This window comes from Gordonia spumicola (genome assembly GCF_009932475.1).
GTDB lineage: Bacteria > Actinomycetota > Actinomycetes > Mycobacteriales > Mycobacteriaceae > Gordonia > Gordonia spumicola.
Genome location: NZ_BJOV01000005.1, coordinates 1,221,201 through 1,238,577 on the forward strand (window position 1 = coordinate 1,221,201; position 17,377 = coordinate 1,238,577).

General features: G+C 63.2%; 12 protein-coding genes and 3 pseudogenes. 4 read left to right on the forward strand and 11 right to left on the reverse strand.

The window, feature by feature from the left end; translation table 11 throughout:
• Positions 1 to 97: 97 nt before the first annotated feature.
• From GYB83_RS17010 to GYB83_RS17025, 4 genes and pseudogenes are all read right to left on the reverse strand, one after another.
• Positions 98 to 907, reverse strand: coding sequence for a cytochrome c biogenesis CcdA family protein (locus GYB83_RS17010; protein WP_008376379.1), 810 nt, complete (start codon positions 905 to 907; stop codon positions 98 to 100).
• On the reverse strand, positions 904 to 1,518 hold the full coding sequence (locus GYB83_RS17015; RefSeq protein WP_008376380.1) for a TlpA family protein disulfide reductase: 615 nt from the start codon (positions 1,516 to 1,518) through the stop codon (positions 904 to 906). Before GYB83_RS17015 ends, GYB83_RS17010 begins: the two co-directional genes overlap by 4 nt.
• A 143-nt stretch (positions 1,519 to 1,661) precedes the next feature.
• A pseudogene (locus GYB83_RS17020) lies at positions 1,662 to 3,407 on the reverse strand (heavy metal translocating P-type ATPase); the annotation flags it as partial.
• Between the two features lie 173 nt (positions 3,408 to 3,580).
• Positions 3,581 to 4,972, reverse strand: coding sequence for an IS1380 family transposase (locus GYB83_RS17025; protein ID WP_040520992.1), 1,392 nt, complete (start codon positions 4,970 to 4,972; stop codon positions 3,581 to 3,583).
• Between the two features lie 420 nt (positions 4,973 to 5,392).
• Here GYB83_RS17025 and GYB83_RS17030 point away from each other — a divergent pair, with 420 nt between their 5' ends.
• A complete protein-coding gene (locus tag GYB83_RS17030; RefSeq protein WP_008382572.1) occupies positions 5,393 to 5,638 on the forward strand; it encodes a hypothetical protein in 246 nt (81 codons plus the stop codon).
• 392 nt (positions 5,639 to 6,030) lie between these two features.
• Here the strand turns inward: GYB83_RS17030 and GYB83_RS17035 are convergent.
• Positions 6,031 to 6,591: pseudogene (locus tag GYB83_RS17035) on the reverse strand (PaaI family thioesterase).
• 53 nt (positions 6,592 to 6,644) lie between these two features.
• On the opposite strand from GYB83_RS17035, the pseudogene GYB83_RS23700 reads away from it, so the two are divergent.
• Positions 6,645 to 7,249 (forward strand): annotated as a pseudogene (locus tag GYB83_RS23700) (TetR family transcriptional regulator C-terminal domain-containing protein); the annotation flags it as partial.
• Here GYB83_RS23700 and GYB83_RS17045 read toward each other — a convergent pair.
• The 6 genes from GYB83_RS17045 to GYB83_RS17070 form a co-directional block, all read right to left on the reverse strand.
• The gene (locus tag GYB83_RS17045) at positions 7,209 to 7,961 is read right to left on the reverse strand and encodes a TetR/AcrR family transcriptional regulator (RefSeq protein WP_161896564.1); all 753 of its coding nucleotides are present in this window, start codon (positions 7,959 to 7,961) and stop codon (positions 7,209 to 7,211) included. The pseudogene GYB83_RS23700 and the gene GYB83_RS17045 overlap by 41 nt on opposite strands.
• Before the next feature lie 76 nt (positions 7,962 to 8,037).
• Positions 8,038 to 8,955: an alpha/beta fold hydrolase gene (locus GYB83_RS17050; protein ID WP_161896565.1), complete on the reverse strand. Its 918-nt coding sequence runs from the start codon at positions 8,953 to 8,955 to the stop codon at positions 8,038 to 8,040.
• Positions 8,945 to 10,015, reverse strand: a complete 1,071-nt coding sequence (locus tag GYB83_RS17055; RefSeq protein ID WP_161896566.1) for a ferredoxin--NADP reductase — start codon at positions 10,013 to 10,015, stop codon at positions 8,945 to 8,947. Before GYB83_RS17055 ends, GYB83_RS17050 begins: the two co-directional genes overlap by 11 nt.
• Positions 10,012 to 10,881, reverse strand: a complete 870-nt coding sequence (locus tag GYB83_RS17060; protein WP_075052040.1) for an SDR family NAD(P)-dependent oxidoreductase — start codon at positions 10,879 to 10,881, stop codon at positions 10,012 to 10,014. The genes GYB83_RS17055 and GYB83_RS17060 overlap by 4 nt, the downstream gene beginning before the upstream one ends.
• A gap of 40 nt (positions 10,882 to 10,921) precedes the next feature.
• Positions 10,922 to 12,445, reverse strand: coding sequence for a flavin-containing monooxygenase (locus tag GYB83_RS17065; protein ID WP_161896567.1), 1,524 nt, complete (start codon positions 12,443 to 12,445; stop codon positions 10,922 to 10,924).
• A gap of 155 nt (positions 12,446 to 12,600) precedes the next feature.
• A complete protein-coding gene (locus tag GYB83_RS17070) occupies positions 12,601 to 13,569 on the reverse strand; it encodes an AurF N-oxygenase family protein (RefSeq protein WP_161896568.1) in 969 nt (322 codons plus the stop codon).
• Between the two features lie 133 nt (positions 13,570 to 13,702).
• Here GYB83_RS17070 and GYB83_RS17075 point away from each other — a divergent pair, with 133 nt between their 5' ends.
• On the forward strand, positions 13,703 to 14,044 hold the full coding sequence (locus GYB83_RS17075) for a DUF4873 domain-containing protein (protein ID WP_030175653.1): 342 nt from the start codon (positions 13,703 to 13,705) through the stop codon (positions 14,042 to 14,044).
• A 62-nt stretch (positions 14,045 to 14,106) separates the two neighbouring features.
• The gene (locus GYB83_RS17080) at positions 14,107 to 17,196 is read left to right on the forward strand and encodes an MMPL/RND family transporter (protein ID WP_161896569.1); all 3,090 of its coding nucleotides are present in this window, start codon (positions 14,107 to 14,109) and stop codon (positions 17,194 to 17,196) included.
• The last annotated feature ends 181 nt before the right edge of the window (positions 17,197 to 17,377 follow it).

Sequence of the window (17,377 nt, forward strand, 5' to 3'; positions counted from 1 at the left end):
CCGACCGGTGCTCGCCGGCCCGTGGCATCGATCGCGATCGAGAGTCCGCACGCCGACGCGCACCGTCAGCCCGGGGCCAGGCTTGTTGGTCGCCCGGTCACACGGGCAGGACGACGTCGTTGACCAGCGCCATTCGAACCCAGTCCACGAATACATTCCACAAGCCCGTCACCAACATCACGCCGACACCGACCAACAGGACGCCCCCGACGATCTGAATGGTGCGGGCGTGGCGGCGGAGGAAGCCAAGGCTGCGGACAGCCCATGCCGATGAGAACGCCAGGACCACGAACGGGACGCCGAGGCCGAAGCAGTACGCGACGACCATCAGCGCGCCGCGGAACGGCGCGTCGCCGTTCGTGCTGATCGCTAGCCCGATGACGGCACCGAGGGTGGCACTGCTGCACGGTATCCACCCGATGGCGAATACGGCCCCCAGCAGTGGCGCGCCGACCATACCCGTGCGGCGGTGAGGCGTCATGCGACGTTCGCGCCGGAAGAACGGAACCACGCCGACGAACACCAAGCCCATCACGATGGTCACGACCCCGCCGATGCGTTGCATCACTGCCAGGCGGGCCTGATCGAGGAAGATCGAGGTCATACCGAACAGCGCCACCGTGGCCAGGACGTAGACGAGCGTGAAGCCGAGGACGAACAGCCCTGCCGCGGCAACCACCCGCCACCGGCCGGACTTGGGGCCCTCACCGACATGGACGGCGGGAGCTTCGGCGCCGACCAGCCCCGCCAGATACGACAGGTAGCCCGGTACCAGGGGCACCACGCACGGCGAGGCGAACGAAATGATCCCGACCAGCGCCGCGACACCCAGGCCCAGCAGCAGCGGACCACTGGTGACCGTGGCCGCGAACGTCGTTCCCAGATCCGCCAAATACAACTGACTCACTTCGGTGCCGCCTTCTCCTCGGCCACCGTCAAAACGGCGGCACGCAATTCGGCCTCGGTGATCGCTCGCAGGAACAGCTTCGCCGGGCGGTGCTGTCGGTCGAGGATCAGAGTGGTCGGGACAACGCCCACGGGGACTCCGAGTGCGGCGAGGGTGGCGCCGCCGTAGTCGAAGATCGACCGATAGGGCACCTTGCGGTCGGTGGTGAAATCCTGCGCGGTCGAGCGCGAATCACGAAAGTTGATCCCCACGAACTGCACCCCACGGGCGCGGGTGTCGCGGTAGACGTTCTCCAGTGCCTGAAACTCGGTACGGCACGGTGGGCACCACGAAGCCCACACGTTCACCACAACAACGTCACCGCGGTAATCGGCGAGCCGGACAGTTCCCCGGTCGAACAAGTCCTCACCCTCGACCGCGCCGATCGCGCGCCGCTTGGCTGGCGCGTAATCGATGACCGTCTTGCCGTCAGGGGAGACGAACTGATTGGCGCGCACCGCAGACACGGCATCAGTGCCTGTACCGCACGCGGTCAGCACCGTGGCACCGATGAGCATCGCGCCGACGAGCGCCTGCACGCGTCGCCGACGGCCACGCGCGCAGTCCGGCATCCTCTCTGCGATCCGGTACCGGTCCTCGGGAATTTGTCTGGGTTCCACAACCACCTCCATCTACTAAGAAGCGTAGTACTAACCGGCTTAGTAAATGGTGAGAGTGATCGATGCTCCGGCGCTGACGGCGGCCTGGCTGCGGATTAACCCGGCCAGCGGTCCAAGACTGCGCGCGTCGTTGATCCTGGATGCAGGTCGAGTCTGCGCAGCAGTTGTGCGTTCAGGGCCACGACGATGGTCGACACCGACATGAGGATCGCACCCACCGACATCGGCATGACAAATCCGATGGGTGCGAGCACTCCGGCCGCAAGCGGGACGGAGATCAGGTTATAACCGGCCGCCCACCACAGGTTCTGTTTCATCTTGCGGTACGCCGCTCGCGACAGTTCGATAACCGAGAGCACGGAGCGAGGATCGTCGCTGGCCAGGATGACACCGGCCGAGGCGATAGCGACATCAGTGCCTGCGCCGATCGCCAGGCCGATATCGGCCTGGGCGAGCGCGGGAGCATCGTTCACCCCGTCTCCGACCATCGCCACCCTGCGACCTTCGTCCTGCAGTTGAGCTACCTTGGCGGCCTTGTCTTCGGGACGGACACCGGCGAAGACACGGTCGATGCCGAGTTCATGAGCAACGGCATTCGCGACAGCTTCAGCGTCACCGGTGATCATCACGACCTCGACACCCTGCGCATGAAGCGCATCGACAGCCTCGCGTGACTCGCTGCGGATCTCGTCGGCGAGTTTCAACGCTCCGATCAGTCGCCGGTCTTGAATGACATGCAAGATGATCGCCCCGTCCGCACGCCAGCGATCAGCAACCGGCAGTTCGTCGAGGTGTTCTTCGGCGAGCAGGTGCGGGCCCCCGACCCGCACTGTCGTTCCCTCGATCGTCGCGGTGACCCCTACTGCGGGCGATGAGGAGAAATCGCTGCTGGTCGGGACTCTGAGGCGGTGGCGATCGGCGGCACCGACGATCGCGCGTGCGAGGGGATGCTCGCTGTCGGACTCGGCGGCCGCCGCCAACGCCAGCAACTGATCCTGGTCGACGTCGTCGACGGCAAAGACGTCCGTGACAGTGGGTTCGCCCCGGGTGAGCGTGCCGGTCTTGTCGAACAGGACGCTGTCGACCGTCCGCATGCTCTCCAACGCAAGTCGGTCTTTGACGAGTACGCCGCCCCGAGCCGCACGCTCGGTCGCGATCGAGACGACGAGCGGAATCGCCAGGCCCAGAGCGTGCGGGCACGCGATCACCAAGACGGTGATCGTGCGAACCACCGCTTCATCGGGCAAGCCGATCGCCGTCCACACAATCGCGGTGATCGCCGCGGCTCCGAGCGCAAACCAGAACAGCCATCCGGCCGCGGTGTCGGCGAGTCGTTGAGCACGAGACGACGAGTTCTGAGCATCGGCGACAAGCCGTTGGATCCCGGCGAGAGTCGTCTCGTCGCCGGTGGCGGTGATCACGATTCGTAGTCCTGAATCGGAAGCGACGGTCCCCGCGGTCACGCTGTCGCCATCACTACGGGTGACCGTCTGGGACTCACCGGTGACCATCGATTCGTCCATCGCCGCACGCCCCTCGACGATCCGACCGTCGGCCGGGATGCTCCCGCCGGGGCGAATGACGACGATGTCGCCGACCTCCAGATCAGCGGGGGCCACGGCCATGATTTGCCCGTCTCGGACACGTTCTGCTTGATCGGGCAGAAGCGCGGCCAGGGAGTCCAGAGCCGAGGTGGTCTGAGCCAGCGACCGCATCTCGATCCAGTGGCCCAGCAGCATGATGACGATCAGCAGCGCCAATTCCCACCAGAACTCCAGTTGATGACTGACAAGTCCCAGCGTCGCCGCCCAGGACGCAAAGAACGCCACCGTGATCGCTAGCCTCGATCTTTCATCCGGTGCCTATCCCTGCCTGAGCGGTTCGGATTGATTGCGGCAGGGCTGATTTTGCGGTTCGGGTACGACAGGCTGGCCGGTTGCCGCCGGATCACGGCCGGGTTTCACGGGCCCGGAGGGTGTCTTTCAGGTCGTTCGGATACGTCAGGACACGCTGGTCACGTGCTGTTCGGGTAGCCGTCGAGACGATCGAGCCCGGCGATCAGCAGACCGGTGTACTTGGCACGGGCATCGAACCGCAGCCGTCGCTGACGGGCGTGCCGAGCGATCCGAGCCGCGATCGCGAACAACCGAAGACGCAATGTCTTCAACTCCCACGTGCGGGCATCAGTGCTGGTCAACGCCAGCATCTGCATCCACGCGTTCAGATCGATCGCCAACGCTACGATCGAGGTCCACACCTGGTTCTGCGCGAACGAGAACAACGGAAGGTTCAACAGCCCGCAGTCTTTGCCCTGCCGGATCCGATCCTCGCACCGGGCGCGTCGGCGGTGCCGTAGTTCCAGATCAGCCAGCTGCCCGCGCGTGGTATTCGTGGCGAACGCGGTCAATCGCCACCCGTTGCGGTCAGTGATCCGCAGCTGTGCACCGGGATGGGGTTTCTCCCGCCGCACGATCACCCGCATCCCCGGCGGCCACCCCGACAGGTCGATCACTCCGGTCAACTCGGCGACGTCGGCGCCGTCTCGCTGCTCGCGGTCGCTGTTGTAGGCCGGAGTCCATGCCTTCTTCGGGAGTCGGTCGATGATCTCACCCAACCGGGCATCGAGACCGAATCCGACCGAGTACGAGACTCGCTGTTTGTGCAGGTAGTCGAGGAAGTCGTGAGTGGCGCCGGCCGAGTCGGTACGGATCAGGATCTTGCGGCCGGGACGCGGTGGTAGGTCGGGGATCTGCGCCAACGACTGCTGGGTGGTGGTGATGTGGTCGGTGGCGGTGTTCGATCCGGCATTGCCTGGTCGTAGCAGGATCGTTCCGGCTTCTCCGGTCGCGCCGGGCCCGTGGTCGATGAACGCGGTCATCGGATGAAAACCGTAGCCGCCCTTGTAGTTTCCCGCCGCTGACTGCTTGTCCGAGTGTGCGGTGACCAGGGTTGCGTCGAGGTCGATGACCAGTGGGTTCTTCGCCGAAATCCCGTGGTTCGGAGCAGCAGGACCGGCCAACGCCCACACCCGTGCCCGGGTCGCTGCTCGAGCCGCAGCGATCGCCGACAACGCCTGGACCGGCGAGGCGGCCAGCGTTGAGATCAGGCGGGAGACGGTCGGGTCGGAGGCGACGTGGCCGAACGTGTCGGGTTGTTCGCGGATGGTGGCGATGTCGGCGAGGCAGTCGCCGCCGGCGACCAGTGCGACGGCGAGGTCGGCGATGATCTTGCCCGGATCATGGACTGCGGAGGGCGTGCGCCACGGCGCGAGTGCGGTCGACAACTCGGCCGCGAGGCCGCTGACCTCGACTGTTCGGGTCAACAGGATGGTTCCGGCGTGGGACACGAGGTTCTCGCCGTCGCCGGTGGCGCGGATGTGTGGGTAGAACACGGTAGAGTTACTCACCAGAAAGGTGCTCCCTCGCTCTGACGTAATCGGACTGTCGCAAGAACGATTATCGCAGGTGAGAGCACCTTTCTTCATGCATCAGGGTCGGCGAGTCGAATTCACCGATGAAAGAACCAGGCTAGTGACAAATACACCATGGACGCATCCCGCCGGCACACTCGACGGGGTCGCTGCGCGACCAGCTCATCGAACTGATGTGAGTAGTTCGACCAGGACAACGACGCCGAGCAACGAACCGACACCGACGCCATGATCAGGACCATCACCAGGTTCGCTCCGATCAGTGAACTCGAGTGGGCCGGCAGGCTGCCTGAACATATGGGCGGTGGAGAACAGCAAAGGCCTCTGCCATCCTGTAGCTGTGGCTGCTCGAGCAGGGGAATCAGTTGTCGATGTCCCTCCACCGAGACCGCCCGAGTGCGCCAGCTCTCCCGCGGCGGCCGCCGCAAGAACGACCACATCCACGCCGCCGCCGACGCGTGCGTTGCGGCGCTGCAAGGCGAAGGCCGGCCGATCTACACCGAGGACTACACCAGCGTATTGCGGGTCCTCGATGAACGCCGCCGCAACCTCTTGCACACCAAAGGCCGGCTGATCAACCAACTCCACGCGATCCTGCGCCCGGTGCTTACCCGGCGGTGCCCCAACGGATCTCGACTCTGAGAAAGCTGCGATGGGGGTTTTGATTCGGGGCTGATCAAACTGGCTCTTGAACGCGGCTTCAAAGCCGAGCCGACCGACCACCTAGGCTATGAGAAGGGCGACCCCGCCGGGCGACCGAGAAAGCTACTTGACCCTGGCTCCAATCGGCGCCGGCGGCAGCCAACTCGGCAGCATTAAACCTTCGAACTGCGGGCCGTCGATGACGTGCACATCTGCCTGGAACTCATCGCCTCCTTGTCATTCGAGAAGTTCCATCCGCACCAGAAACGAGCAGGCCCCATGACAACCAACGTCACCGGGCCTGCGCCTCACAGTTCTCCGACTTCTTCCCGGCGTTCGTTGCTCGGGACTACCGCTCCGAACGGTGAGTCACAGCGCATGCAGGGTTGGCGTCATCGGCGGATTCGGTTGCCGTGTCGGTGATGACGGCGGTCACCCGGTAGGTCCGGCGTCGCGGGAAAGCCGGTTGAGCAGGCCCGCCGCAATCGCCGAGATCGATCTCCGTGCGCGGCGAAATGGTCGGTGTCGACAGCGACGAAGACGGCGGTTGCGGTGAACCGGGTGACACTGTCGTCTCCGGTGCCGTAGCAGTGACGTGCAGAGCGCGGCCCCTCCTTCCGGTGAGGCGGCCGCTGATGCGGTGCGGGCGGCGCAGCGGGACCGGCAACAGGTACTCGACTGTGAGGCGGCGGGTGACCGCCGGGGTTGCAGCAACCACAAGGTGAGCCCGGCAGGTCATCACACGCGGCGGCGATCGCGCCGCCGTGCGCCAACCCCGGCGCGCCTAGATGCCGTTCGTCGAACGCGATATCGGTGAACACCTCATCGCCGCAGCGGTGCACGGCCATCTCAATGCCGTGCAGGTTGTCGGGGCCGAAGCCCATGCACCTCGCAGTGTGCGGGGGTAGCAATACTGGTGACTCGTCCGGCGGTTCCTCACGATGATCCGCCATCCGATCGGGTATGGCCGCCCACCGGCAACCGCGCGTTGGCGTCATCGTTGCGGCTGTCTCGTCACAGTTCCTCGCAACTGCTGGCCGCCACCTTCGAGCGACTGCTGCCCCACGTAATCCCACCGGCACCCTCGACGGGTCCGCTACGCAGCCAGCTCATCGAGCTACTCAGCCGACAAGCTTCCCTCTTTGCCGCGGCGCCCCTGCATGTCACGACTCTGGCCTGCCTTACCCTCGGGTCGCAAGTAGTGACCCAGGGAAAGCGTAGACGCGCAGACCCCAACCGGAACGCTGCGCATCCGGGTAATCGACCAGTACCGCCAACCGTTCGACGCCATTCTCAAAGCTCTCATGCCCGCGAGGAACTAGACGACTTCGACATCGAACTCGCAATGTGCAACTCATCGGACCGTTGGTTTTCGCACGAAGAACCGGGCTACGAAACATCGACCGGCACGACTGCGCGCACATCGTTGACGACTTTCTCGCCGCCCACCAACGCACACACACCCCTCCACCGGAACGCACGATCAACCCGACCGCAACGCAAAGAATTGGTCGAATCGCGCCGCCACTGGCAAAACAAGTTCGGCGAATGGCTCGCTGCCAAACATGGGTCAGTCCACTTCGAGGCGGGACGCGAAACCGGGATGGCTGAATGGCAGACCACGTGAGAAGGCAACGCCTACGGTTGCGGCCGCGCCGTCGATGATTCCCCACGTCGTCTCCAATAGGTGTGCGGCGAAGAACTTGTCGTCCACCCCTTGCTCACGACCGCCGTCGGTCCACCACTGCGTCGCAGATAGACCAGAACCCAGAATGGACGCCACTGCCATGGGAACAATCGAGGTATCTGCATGAATACGCTGCAGACATTCAGTAAACCGACCGGCGATGACCTCCATCACCGACCTCAATTGCTCCGCAACTCCGCCACTTCCCGATCCGGAGTACTCAAACAAATGATTCGCCATAAGAAATCTGACGACCACGGGATGTTGCCCGACGAGCGCGACGTACGACTGGATAGACGAGCGAACCATGTCGTCGACCGAAGCATGATCTTGCTCGGCAAAAATTGTGACTTGCGCCGACTCCCACATCAACGCCCCGAGCTTCGCCGCCACCGCCCCGTTCAAGCCCGCTTTGTCGCCGAAATAGCGGTACAGCTTCGGTTTAGATACCTCGGCCTCCGCAGCGATGTCGTCCATGCTGACGCCTACGCCACAGCGTTCGATGGCCCGTATGGCCGCCTCGACCAGCTGCGCGCGTACCGCGACCCGATGCTCATCCCACCGCGTGCTACGGGCATCACGCACCCGACGCTGTACCTGAGATGGTGCGGAGGAAACGCGGCGGACGACTGACATTGTGGAAGAAATGATACCGGAAGGGCCCTCCCCCCGCGATCATCAGCTATGTGCGTCCGGTCATAGGCATCAAGAGTTAGCCTTTCTCCGTGGCTGCGTCCAATCGCGCCACCGCTTCGTTGAAATCGTTCGGTGCCTCCATGTTGATCATGTGACCGATCTGCGGCAACACCGCGAAATCGTGCAACTGCCCGCGCTGCTGCAGCCGTTCGGCGAGATCGGTGGAATGAACCTCGGGTGTCAACCGGTCGGCAGAGCCCACGATCACTGTCGTCGGAACCGCCAGTGAGTCGACTCCTTTGCTGACATCGATAGTGGCCAGGACCCTGCCCCACATTCCCCGCACCGCAGGAGGGCAACGCAGTACTATCTCAGAACACTCAGCCACAACGTCGGCCGACGCGTGCGGACCCATCGTCCCGTATTTCACCAACCGCCGGTTGAAGCGAGTGTCAAGCATCTCCGGCCCCGCCATGGCGAGCCCGGCCGCGAAGGCCCGCTCCAATGAGGCGCGGAATCGACGCGGCGACCCAATCAGCGTCGATCTACTTACCAACTGGGAGGGGCCAGTGCTCGCCAAGACGGCACCGCGGGACAGGAGGGGCACCGACTCCGGGTGCTCGGCAGCCCAACCCATGACCGACATCCCGCCCATACTGTGACCGGTCACCAATGCCTTACGACTCGACGTGACGACAGCCCGCAGGACAGCCTCGAGATCGTCGCCGAGGACCGACGCAGAGAAAGGGGTATGACCCCGGTCACTCCAGCCATGCCCTCGTTGGTCATACACCACCACACGGTGTGTGCTGGCGAAGTGTTCGATCTGAGGTCTCCAGAATCGGCCCTGGCACGCCCACCCGTGACTGAACACCACCAGCGGCGCATCATCACCCAGCCCGTACTCCTCGACGAACAGCCTCGTGCCGTCACTGGAGAGAACCTCACGCGAGCGCCGCGACAGTAGGCCGGCTCCCGAAGACTCAGAGGTCATCGAAACTCACCGTCACAGCGTCGGTGAGCGGAAGTGCCTGGCACGCGAGTCGCTCACCGTCCTCGATGTCGTCGTCGACGAGGATGTTGTTTTGCACCATGTCGACATCGCCTTCGATGAGTTTGCAGACACACGCGCTGCATGCGCCCTCTCGACACGAGTATGGGGCGTTGTGTCCTTGCGAGAGAAGCACGTCGAGCAGCGGCGTGTTACGTGGCCATGCCGTGGTGATGCACTCTCCGTTGAGATAAACCGTGGCCGTCGCCACACCCTCGTCGTCACTGAGTCGACGCAGTGTGGCGGTGTCGAACGGGTCACCCGCCAGAGACTGGAACACCTCGCGATGCACACTCGAATGGTCCACTCCACACGCGGCGGCGGACCTTTCCACCAGGTCCATGAAGGGGGCAGGGCCGCAGGTGAAGATCTCCGCCCCTTTGTGGTCACGGATAATTTTCTCGACAGCCTCGGATGTGGGGATCCCGTTCTCGGACTCAAGCCAGCCGACCAAAGTGAACCGCTCGGCGAACTCAGAGCTGATCTGCTGAAGCTGGCGCTCGTACATGATCGAGTCGGCGTCACGGTTCGCGTAGAACAGGACGACGTTCCCACCGCCTGACACCAGTGCCGACTTCACCAGCGACAGGACCGGCGTGATGCCGCTTCCGCCAGCGAAGAAAAGCATGTCGACGTCGAGGCTCTTCGCGGTAAACTTCCCTGACGGCGTGAGGACGGTCAGCTCCATGCCGACGGAGACGTTGTCGCACAACCAGTTCGACGCATATCCCCCATCGGTGCGCTTGACCCCGATCTCGAGGCGGAAGTCATCGACATGAGGCGAACTGCTCAGCGAATAGCATCGTGCGACGTGGCCCGTCTGGTCGGACGGGATCTTCAGCGTGATGAACTGCCCGGGAAGGTGTTTGAAATCGTCGACGATCTCGTCAGGCACCTCGAAGGCGATGCTCACAGAGTCCTTGGTCTCTTGCACGACCTCCGACACGGTCAGCGTCCGCGACCGGGCGGTGGTGCCCGGCCGAGTCTCCTGCTCGACGGTCATTTGATGATCCCCCGCTTGCGAGCCAAGGCGTAGCCCGCGCGTGTCATCGGCGCAGCCATGTCCTGGTAGCGCGGACCCACCACGCGTGCGACAAAGTCAAAGCCCCGTGCGTCTGCGCCGATCAACACGCGGGGCTTCTTCTTGTCCATTCCTTTGAGGATGGTGGCCGCCGCTTTTTCCGGGGTGGTCCTGGCGATGTTGTTGAACATCGAGGCAATGGTCGCGGTATCTGCCCCCATATCGGATACACCGCGAGCGTTGTTGACGATATTTGTCTTGACGCCACCGGGGTGAACGCATGTCACCGTGACCGGATACCGGCTGATTTTCATCTCTTGGCGAAGTGCTTCGGTGAAGCCACGCACACCGAACTTCGCGGCGTTGTAGGCACTCTGACTGGGGATTCCGACCAGACCGAAGACACTGGAGGTGTTCACCAGATGACCATCACCCGAGGCGATCAGATAAGGCAGGAACGCCTTCGTCCCGTTGACAACACCACCGAAGTTGATACCCATCAGCCAGTCGAAGTCCTCCCAGGACATGTCGACGACGTCGGCGCCGAGGGCGACGCCGGCATTGTTGAACACCATATTGACGCGCCCGAATGTCGACTGGACGCCATCGGCGTAATCCTGGAACGCCGCCCGATCTGCCACGTCCAACACGGCGGTCTCGACCGTCGCCCGATGCGCGGTACGGCACATGTCCGCCGTCTCTTTGAGATGCATCTCGTCGACGTCGGACAAGGCAAGGCTGGCCCCGCGTCCGGCCAATTGGAGGGCAAGGGACCGGCCGATCCCCGAGGCGGCTCCCGTGACGACCGCGACCGGGGTCGCGTTATGGCCTGCTGTCGAACTACTCACTGTTGTGTACTCACTTCTCCGATGACCTACGGCTGGACTGTCAGGCGATCTCGTACTCGGCGGGCTCGAAGTCTTTCGTCGCTCGCCAGTACTGCCAGGTGAACCCCGGCCACACCGTACGGTTGACACCCTGCGAGTCCAGATACCAGCTCGTACATCCGCCGTTGGTCCACACGCCCTTGGCGAGCTTGCGCTGGATGTGCTTGTTGAAGTGTTCTTGCACCTCGGGCCGTACATCAACGCGCTGCGCACCGCGACTGTCGACGGCGTCGATGGCCTTCAAGATGTACTTGATCTGCTGCTCGATCATGAACACGACAGAGTTGTGCCCAAGACCTGTGTTGGGTCCGAGCAGGAAGAACAGGTTCGGGAAGCCCTCGGTGGTGATGCCGAGGTGGGTGTTGATGCCCGTCTGGTGCCAGTGCGACGGCAGGTCCTCGCCCCGCGCGCCTTTGAGGGCGAGTTGATCGAACCCGTCCGTGACATGGAACCCTGTGGCGTAGATGATCACATCTACCGGATGCGACACGCCGTCAGCGGTGACGATCGAATCCGCGGTCACCTTCTCGATCCGATCGCTGATCACTGTCGTGTTGGGCGCGGCGAGCGCAGGGTAATAGTCGTTCGATCCCAGGATGCGCTTACATCCGATGCGGTACGACGGCATCAGCTTCTGGCGTAGCTCGGGGTCGGTGATGGAACGTTCGATGTTCCACTTGGCCACCTTTTCGATTGGCCGCATAAGGTTGGAGTGGCCGTTGAGCCCGAAGGCCAGGCTCTCTGCGCCCCAGTAGACCGACCACCGAGCGAGGCGGCGAGTAATCGGGATCTTGCTGAGCAGGGTACGAAGTGGTCCCGGCACCGTGAAGTTCTTGCGCGGAAGTACCCAAGCCGGGGTGCGCTGGAACACCGTGAGTGTGCCGGCCTCCTTCTGCACGAACGGCACGAACTGAATCGCGCTGGCACCGGTGCCAATGACGGCCACCCGCTTGCCTTGGAGGTCCACCGTGTGGTCCCACTTTGCCGAATGGAACGCCTGGCCGGCGAATTCGTCGATTCCGGGGATGTTCGGGAAGTTCGGGATGTGCAGAGCGCCGACACCGGACACGACGTACTGCGTGACGTACTCCCGGCCCGACTCGGTACGCAGGTGCCACCGGGATTCGGACTCGCTCCAGTATCCGGAGACCAGTTTCTGTCCGAAGTGGATCTTCTGGGTGATCCCACGCTTGTTGGAGATCTCCTTCAAGTACTGCTCGATCTCAGGCTGTGAGGACCACACCTTCGACCAGCTACCGCGGCTCTCGAACGAGTAGGAGTACATCAGGGACGGTACGTCGCACGCACATCCCGGATAGGTGTTGTCGCGCCACGTCCCACCGACGGAGTCGGCCTTTTCCAGCATGATGAAATCGTTATTCCCGCGTCGGCGGAGCTGCACGGCCATACCGAGGCCGGAGAAGCCGCTGCCGATGATGAGCACCTTGGTAGTGATGGGTTCGGTCGTTCCCGGGTCTGTCGCCGTGGCGGCGCGCGGCGCGCGCTTGGTGTTGGAAGACGGCATTGAGTGAAGGTCTCCTGATCAAAGAGTAGAGCGAACGGACCTGCTCGGCGCGGGACGCGTGGCAGGCAGATGCGAGGCATCCGTCTGAGCCCAGAGAGATCCGGGCGTAGGGTCGAGAGACGGATTAGCGGCCGCGTGGACTCGGCCGGGACGGGTCAGCGCAGGTCGTCGGGGAGGCTGCGCGTTGCGCGCCACATCGCCATTGTGAACTTCCCCTCCATCATCCCGGCCTCGTGGAAGAACCGGATCATCGGCTCGGACATGAACTGCAAGTTGACGCGATAGTTGGGGCTCGTCTGCTGCGCCCACAGGCCACGCAGCCGGTTGATTCCGTTAGCCGGGTATACCTTCGGATTGATGAGCAACGGGTACGCAAAGTTCGCAATGACCGCCAACGTGCCTCGATGCCAAGCGCGGGAGATTCGCCCGCGGCGTTGCATGCCCTCCACCATTTCCAGCCGCGCGAACGTAATGTGGCGGGCCTCTTCGAGAACGTGGATCTTCATGAGCTGGCGCAGGTGCGGCTGCATCTTCGGGTCATTCATCGCCTCACGCTGAGCGCGGTCGAGGATCTCCTCGATGAGCAGTGTCGCACCGGACACGGACGGGCCGAGGGGCACGACGTGCAAGATCTTCGCGAAGCTCAAGAACCCCTTCGGTAACCTGTACGGTGCCACCCCCGTCTTGTTGATCAGCCGGGCGAACATCGTCGAATGGCGTGCCTCGTCGCCGATCTCGTTGAGGGCGTAGAGGGACCTTTGATCTGTCAGGGCGCCTTTGGCAGACATTCGGAGCAGCGCCGAACTGAGCAGATTCTCTGCGTATATACCGAAGCTGAGAATGCTGACGATCTCGTGGCGCCCGAGTTCCACCTTCTGCTCGTCGCTCATCTTCTCCCACAGCTTGGTGCCGTAGAGCGAGACCCGATGCTCTGGCAGGAAGTACTTTCCTTCCTCCCAAGGCGAGTCCCAATCGATGTCGATCTCCGCGTCATAAAATTTCTCGGCCGCCGCACGCAGCAGTCGACCGGCAGACCTCTGCATGTCGACGGGCTTGCGGGCGCTGACGCGCGCAACGCCTTCCGTCGAGACGTCGGGCTGGATCTCCACATTTTGAACGGTCATGTGACACCTCCGTTGTGTTCCGGGTCGAGCTGAGTCTCGACTTCATACCCGATACTATGGGTACCCGATACTGCTAGTGTCTCCGCTAGCTGGTTCTTTTGTCAACGTTCGATGTGAAGAAAGTGGGCCTTGCGTGTCTGACAACCACGATCTCGACTACTCCGGCGAGGGCACCCTGGTGTGCCGTGGCAAGGAGATTGCTGTCGAGGTGGAGATCAAGGGCTATTTTCAGCCCCTGAACGGCTTTTACACCTGGTACGGCAGGATCGACAAGAACGATGCGCTCGACGCCCTCCTCGGGGGCAGGCGCACGGTTGCTGTCTTTGTGACACCACAGGGACGCGCCGAGTGCGTCGTGGGCGATCCTGATTTCTGGGATCGCTATCGCATCTCGGGCACGAGCAGGCCGCCGTACCACATCCCCACCACCCTGGAGGAAGTGGAGGCGATAGCAGAGAGCGAACATCACAGCTGACCGATCTGCGCAGCCGCCCTGGGGGCGTCCCCCAACAATCCAGTCTGAGAGGAAATTTGTACGTGGCCAGGCCGTCGATCATCCGGAACCGTCCATCGAGGCGTTCTGCCAGAACCGGTGAATACAGCGCTGTACTGGAAAAGGTCGCCTGGTTCACGCTGCGGCGCAAGGGGGTCGTGGCGTTGGTCTGGGTCGTGGTCGCGGTCGGCCTCGCAGTGCTGTTCCCGCAGCTGGAGTCGGTGATCCGACAGCAGTCGGTGGACCCGATACCCGCGAGCGTACCGTCATTCCAGACGCTCGACCGGATGGGTGAGGCGTTCAATGAGAAGGGGGCCAAGACCACCGTCTTCGTCGCCATGGAGAACGACGAGGGCTTTTCGGACACCACCCGCGCCCTATATGACGAATTGGTGACCACACTACGTGCGGACACAGAACACGTCATCGCGGTCCGCGACCTGCTCGGTGACCCGCTCACGGAGAGTCAGGCGTTGAGCAAGGACAAGAAGGCGTGGTATCTGCCTATCGGTGTCACCGGGACGTTGGGCGGGCCGGACGCTGCCGACGCGGTGGAAGCGGTCCGTGACACCACGGACGAGATCTTCGGTGGTACCGGCACAACTGTCCGGGTGACCGGTCCACCTGCCACGTTCACCGACCAGCTCGCGGTGGGTGAGACCGATCTGGTCGTGATCACGCTCGCCACGGTGCTGTTGATCGCCGGGATCCTACTGATCGTTTACCGATCGATCTTCACCGCTCTCATGCCGCTGCTGGTGGTCGGCATGAGCCTGGCAGTGGGCCGCGGGGTGCTCTCGGGTCTGGGCGAATTGGGCATGCCCGTGTCTCAATTCACCTCGATGTTCATGACAGTAATCATCTTCGGCGCCGGAGTCGACTACTCCGTATTCCTCATAAGCCGGTATCACGAGGGCATCCGGGCGGGTGACACCCCGGACGTGGCCATTGCGAACGCCACCGCAACGATCGGTCGCGTGGTGCTCGCGTCCGCAGCGACAGTTGCCCTTGCCTTCTTGGCGATGGCGTTCGCCAAGCTCAGCGTGTTCAACACGCTCGGCCCGGCGTGCGCGATCTCCATCGCCTTCGGCTTCCTGGCAACCGTCACTCTGCTGCCCCCCGTGCTGTCGTTCGCGGCAAAGCGTGGCGCGGGGCTACCTCGTCGTGACCTCACCAGACGGTACTGGCATCGGGTGGGAACGGGGGTGATCCGGCGTCCGGTCCCGCTGCTCGCGGTGAGCCTGGTGGCACTGATCGCTCTCGGCCTCATCGCGACCACCATGACAATCACCTACGACGATCGGGAAGGTCAGCCGCCGGACACCGGAAGCAACGAGGGATACGCGCTGCTGAACCGGCACTTTCCCAAAGACACCATCATCTCCGAATTCCTTCTGGTGGAGTCGAACAAAGACATGCGCACCGGCCAGGGACTGGCCGATCTTGAACAGATGGCGTCGCGCGTCGCGCAGACTCCCGGTGTCACCCGCGTTATCGGGGTGACTCGCCCGACGGGTGAGAAGCTTGAGCAGGCTGAGTTGTCATGGCAGAACGACCAGATCGGTAGTGGTATCACCGAACAGACCGGTGACGCACAGTCGCGGAAGGGCGAACTGGAGCTACTGAGGACCGGGTCCTCACAACTCGCCGACGGTCTTGCTTTGCTGAACGAGCAAATCACCACCGACCTCGCGCCGCTGTCGGGGTTGCTCGAGCAGGCCTCGTCGGCCGGCGAGCAGCTCAGCCAGTATCGTCCGCTCGTCGATCAGCTGGCTGCTGCGGCGCCCGCACTCGATGAGTTTTCCCAACAAGCTCCCGAGCTGTCTCGAGTGGCACGACAAGCACAGTCGGCTGCCGACGCCGTCGCACCAGTGTTGAGTGCACTCGATGCTCCCTGGTGCGTCCAGATCCCGCAGTGTTCGGCCTTGCAGACACAGACCTCGGACATCCGCGCACTGGCCGACAACCAGTCCCTCGGTCGCTTCGCGGACTTCGCTACCCAGCTCGGTGGAGTCAACGGCCCGGGAACGGCGGACATCGCGCAGTTGCAGAGCTCATTGAACGTCCTCGACTCCGCTCTGCAGACGATCAACGGCCAGGACCTCGGCAGTCGGTTGTCACAGCTCCAGACGGGCGTCCGAGCGCTCGCCGACGGGGCCCGCCAGCTGTCCGGCGGTGTGAGCGCATTGGTGGACAGCAACCTACAGCTGCTGGCGGGCCTGTCTCAAGTGGCCGCCCAGCTACGCGCGCCCGCCCGGGACATCGGCAACACCGACTCGGCAACGGGATTCTACCTACCCGCCGACGCGTTCAAGGATCAACAGTTCAGCCAAGTGGCGCGCCAGTTCATCTCGCCGGATGGCAAGACTGCTCGCTATGTAGTGCAGACCGCCTACGATCCGTATACCGCGGATGCCATGACGTTGGCTAACAGCCTGTCAAAGGTGGCCGAGGACGCCATGCCGAACACCACGCTGCAGGGTGCGCGCGCATCTGTCGCCGGGTTCCCGGCGATCAACGCCGACATCCAACGACTTCTGGCGTACGACTTCAAGTTACTCGGATTCGGGACGCTCCTGATAGTCGGCCTGATCCTAATGCTCTTACTCAGGGCGATCGTCGCACCGATCTATCTACTGGCCACTGTCATTCTCAACTACGCAGCCGCTCTGGGCATCGGTGTCCTAGTCCTGCAACACATTGTCGGCAACGAAATAGCGTGGCCGGTCCCACTGGTGTCCTTCATCGTTCTAGTGGCAGTGGGGGCCGACTACAACATGCTGTTGGTTTCCCGGCTCAGAGAGGAATCGACGGCCAATATCCGGCTCGGAGTTCTGCGCACGGTCGCGTACACCGGCTCGGTCATCACCTCAGCCGGTTTGATCTTCGCGGCGAGCATGTTCGGACTCATGCTGGGATCGATCGACGTGATGGTGCAGATCGGCTTCATCATCGGTATCGGGTTACTCTTGGACACCTTTCTCGTCCGCACGATTGTCGTCCCGGCGTTAGCAGCATTGCTCGGTGAGGCGAGCTGGTGGCCAGGGAGGGTGCACCGTGCGGACGGTGAGCCGGATTCCACCGAGCCGGGTGGTCCCCTGCCCGAGGACGATCTGACGGTGTCTAATCGCTGACGGCGGATTCAATCCGGCGTCAGCGTGGCAAGGGCGGACAGGCATTCTCGGTTCTCGCTGGGGAAGCGATACCACGACCGGTGTCGATTGCGCATTCGCGCGACGGTTCCGCCCGTGCCGTGGCTGCTCAGGCGCAAAGTTAGGCATCGCTGCCGACGGCGGCCTGGGATGCTTCTAGGTG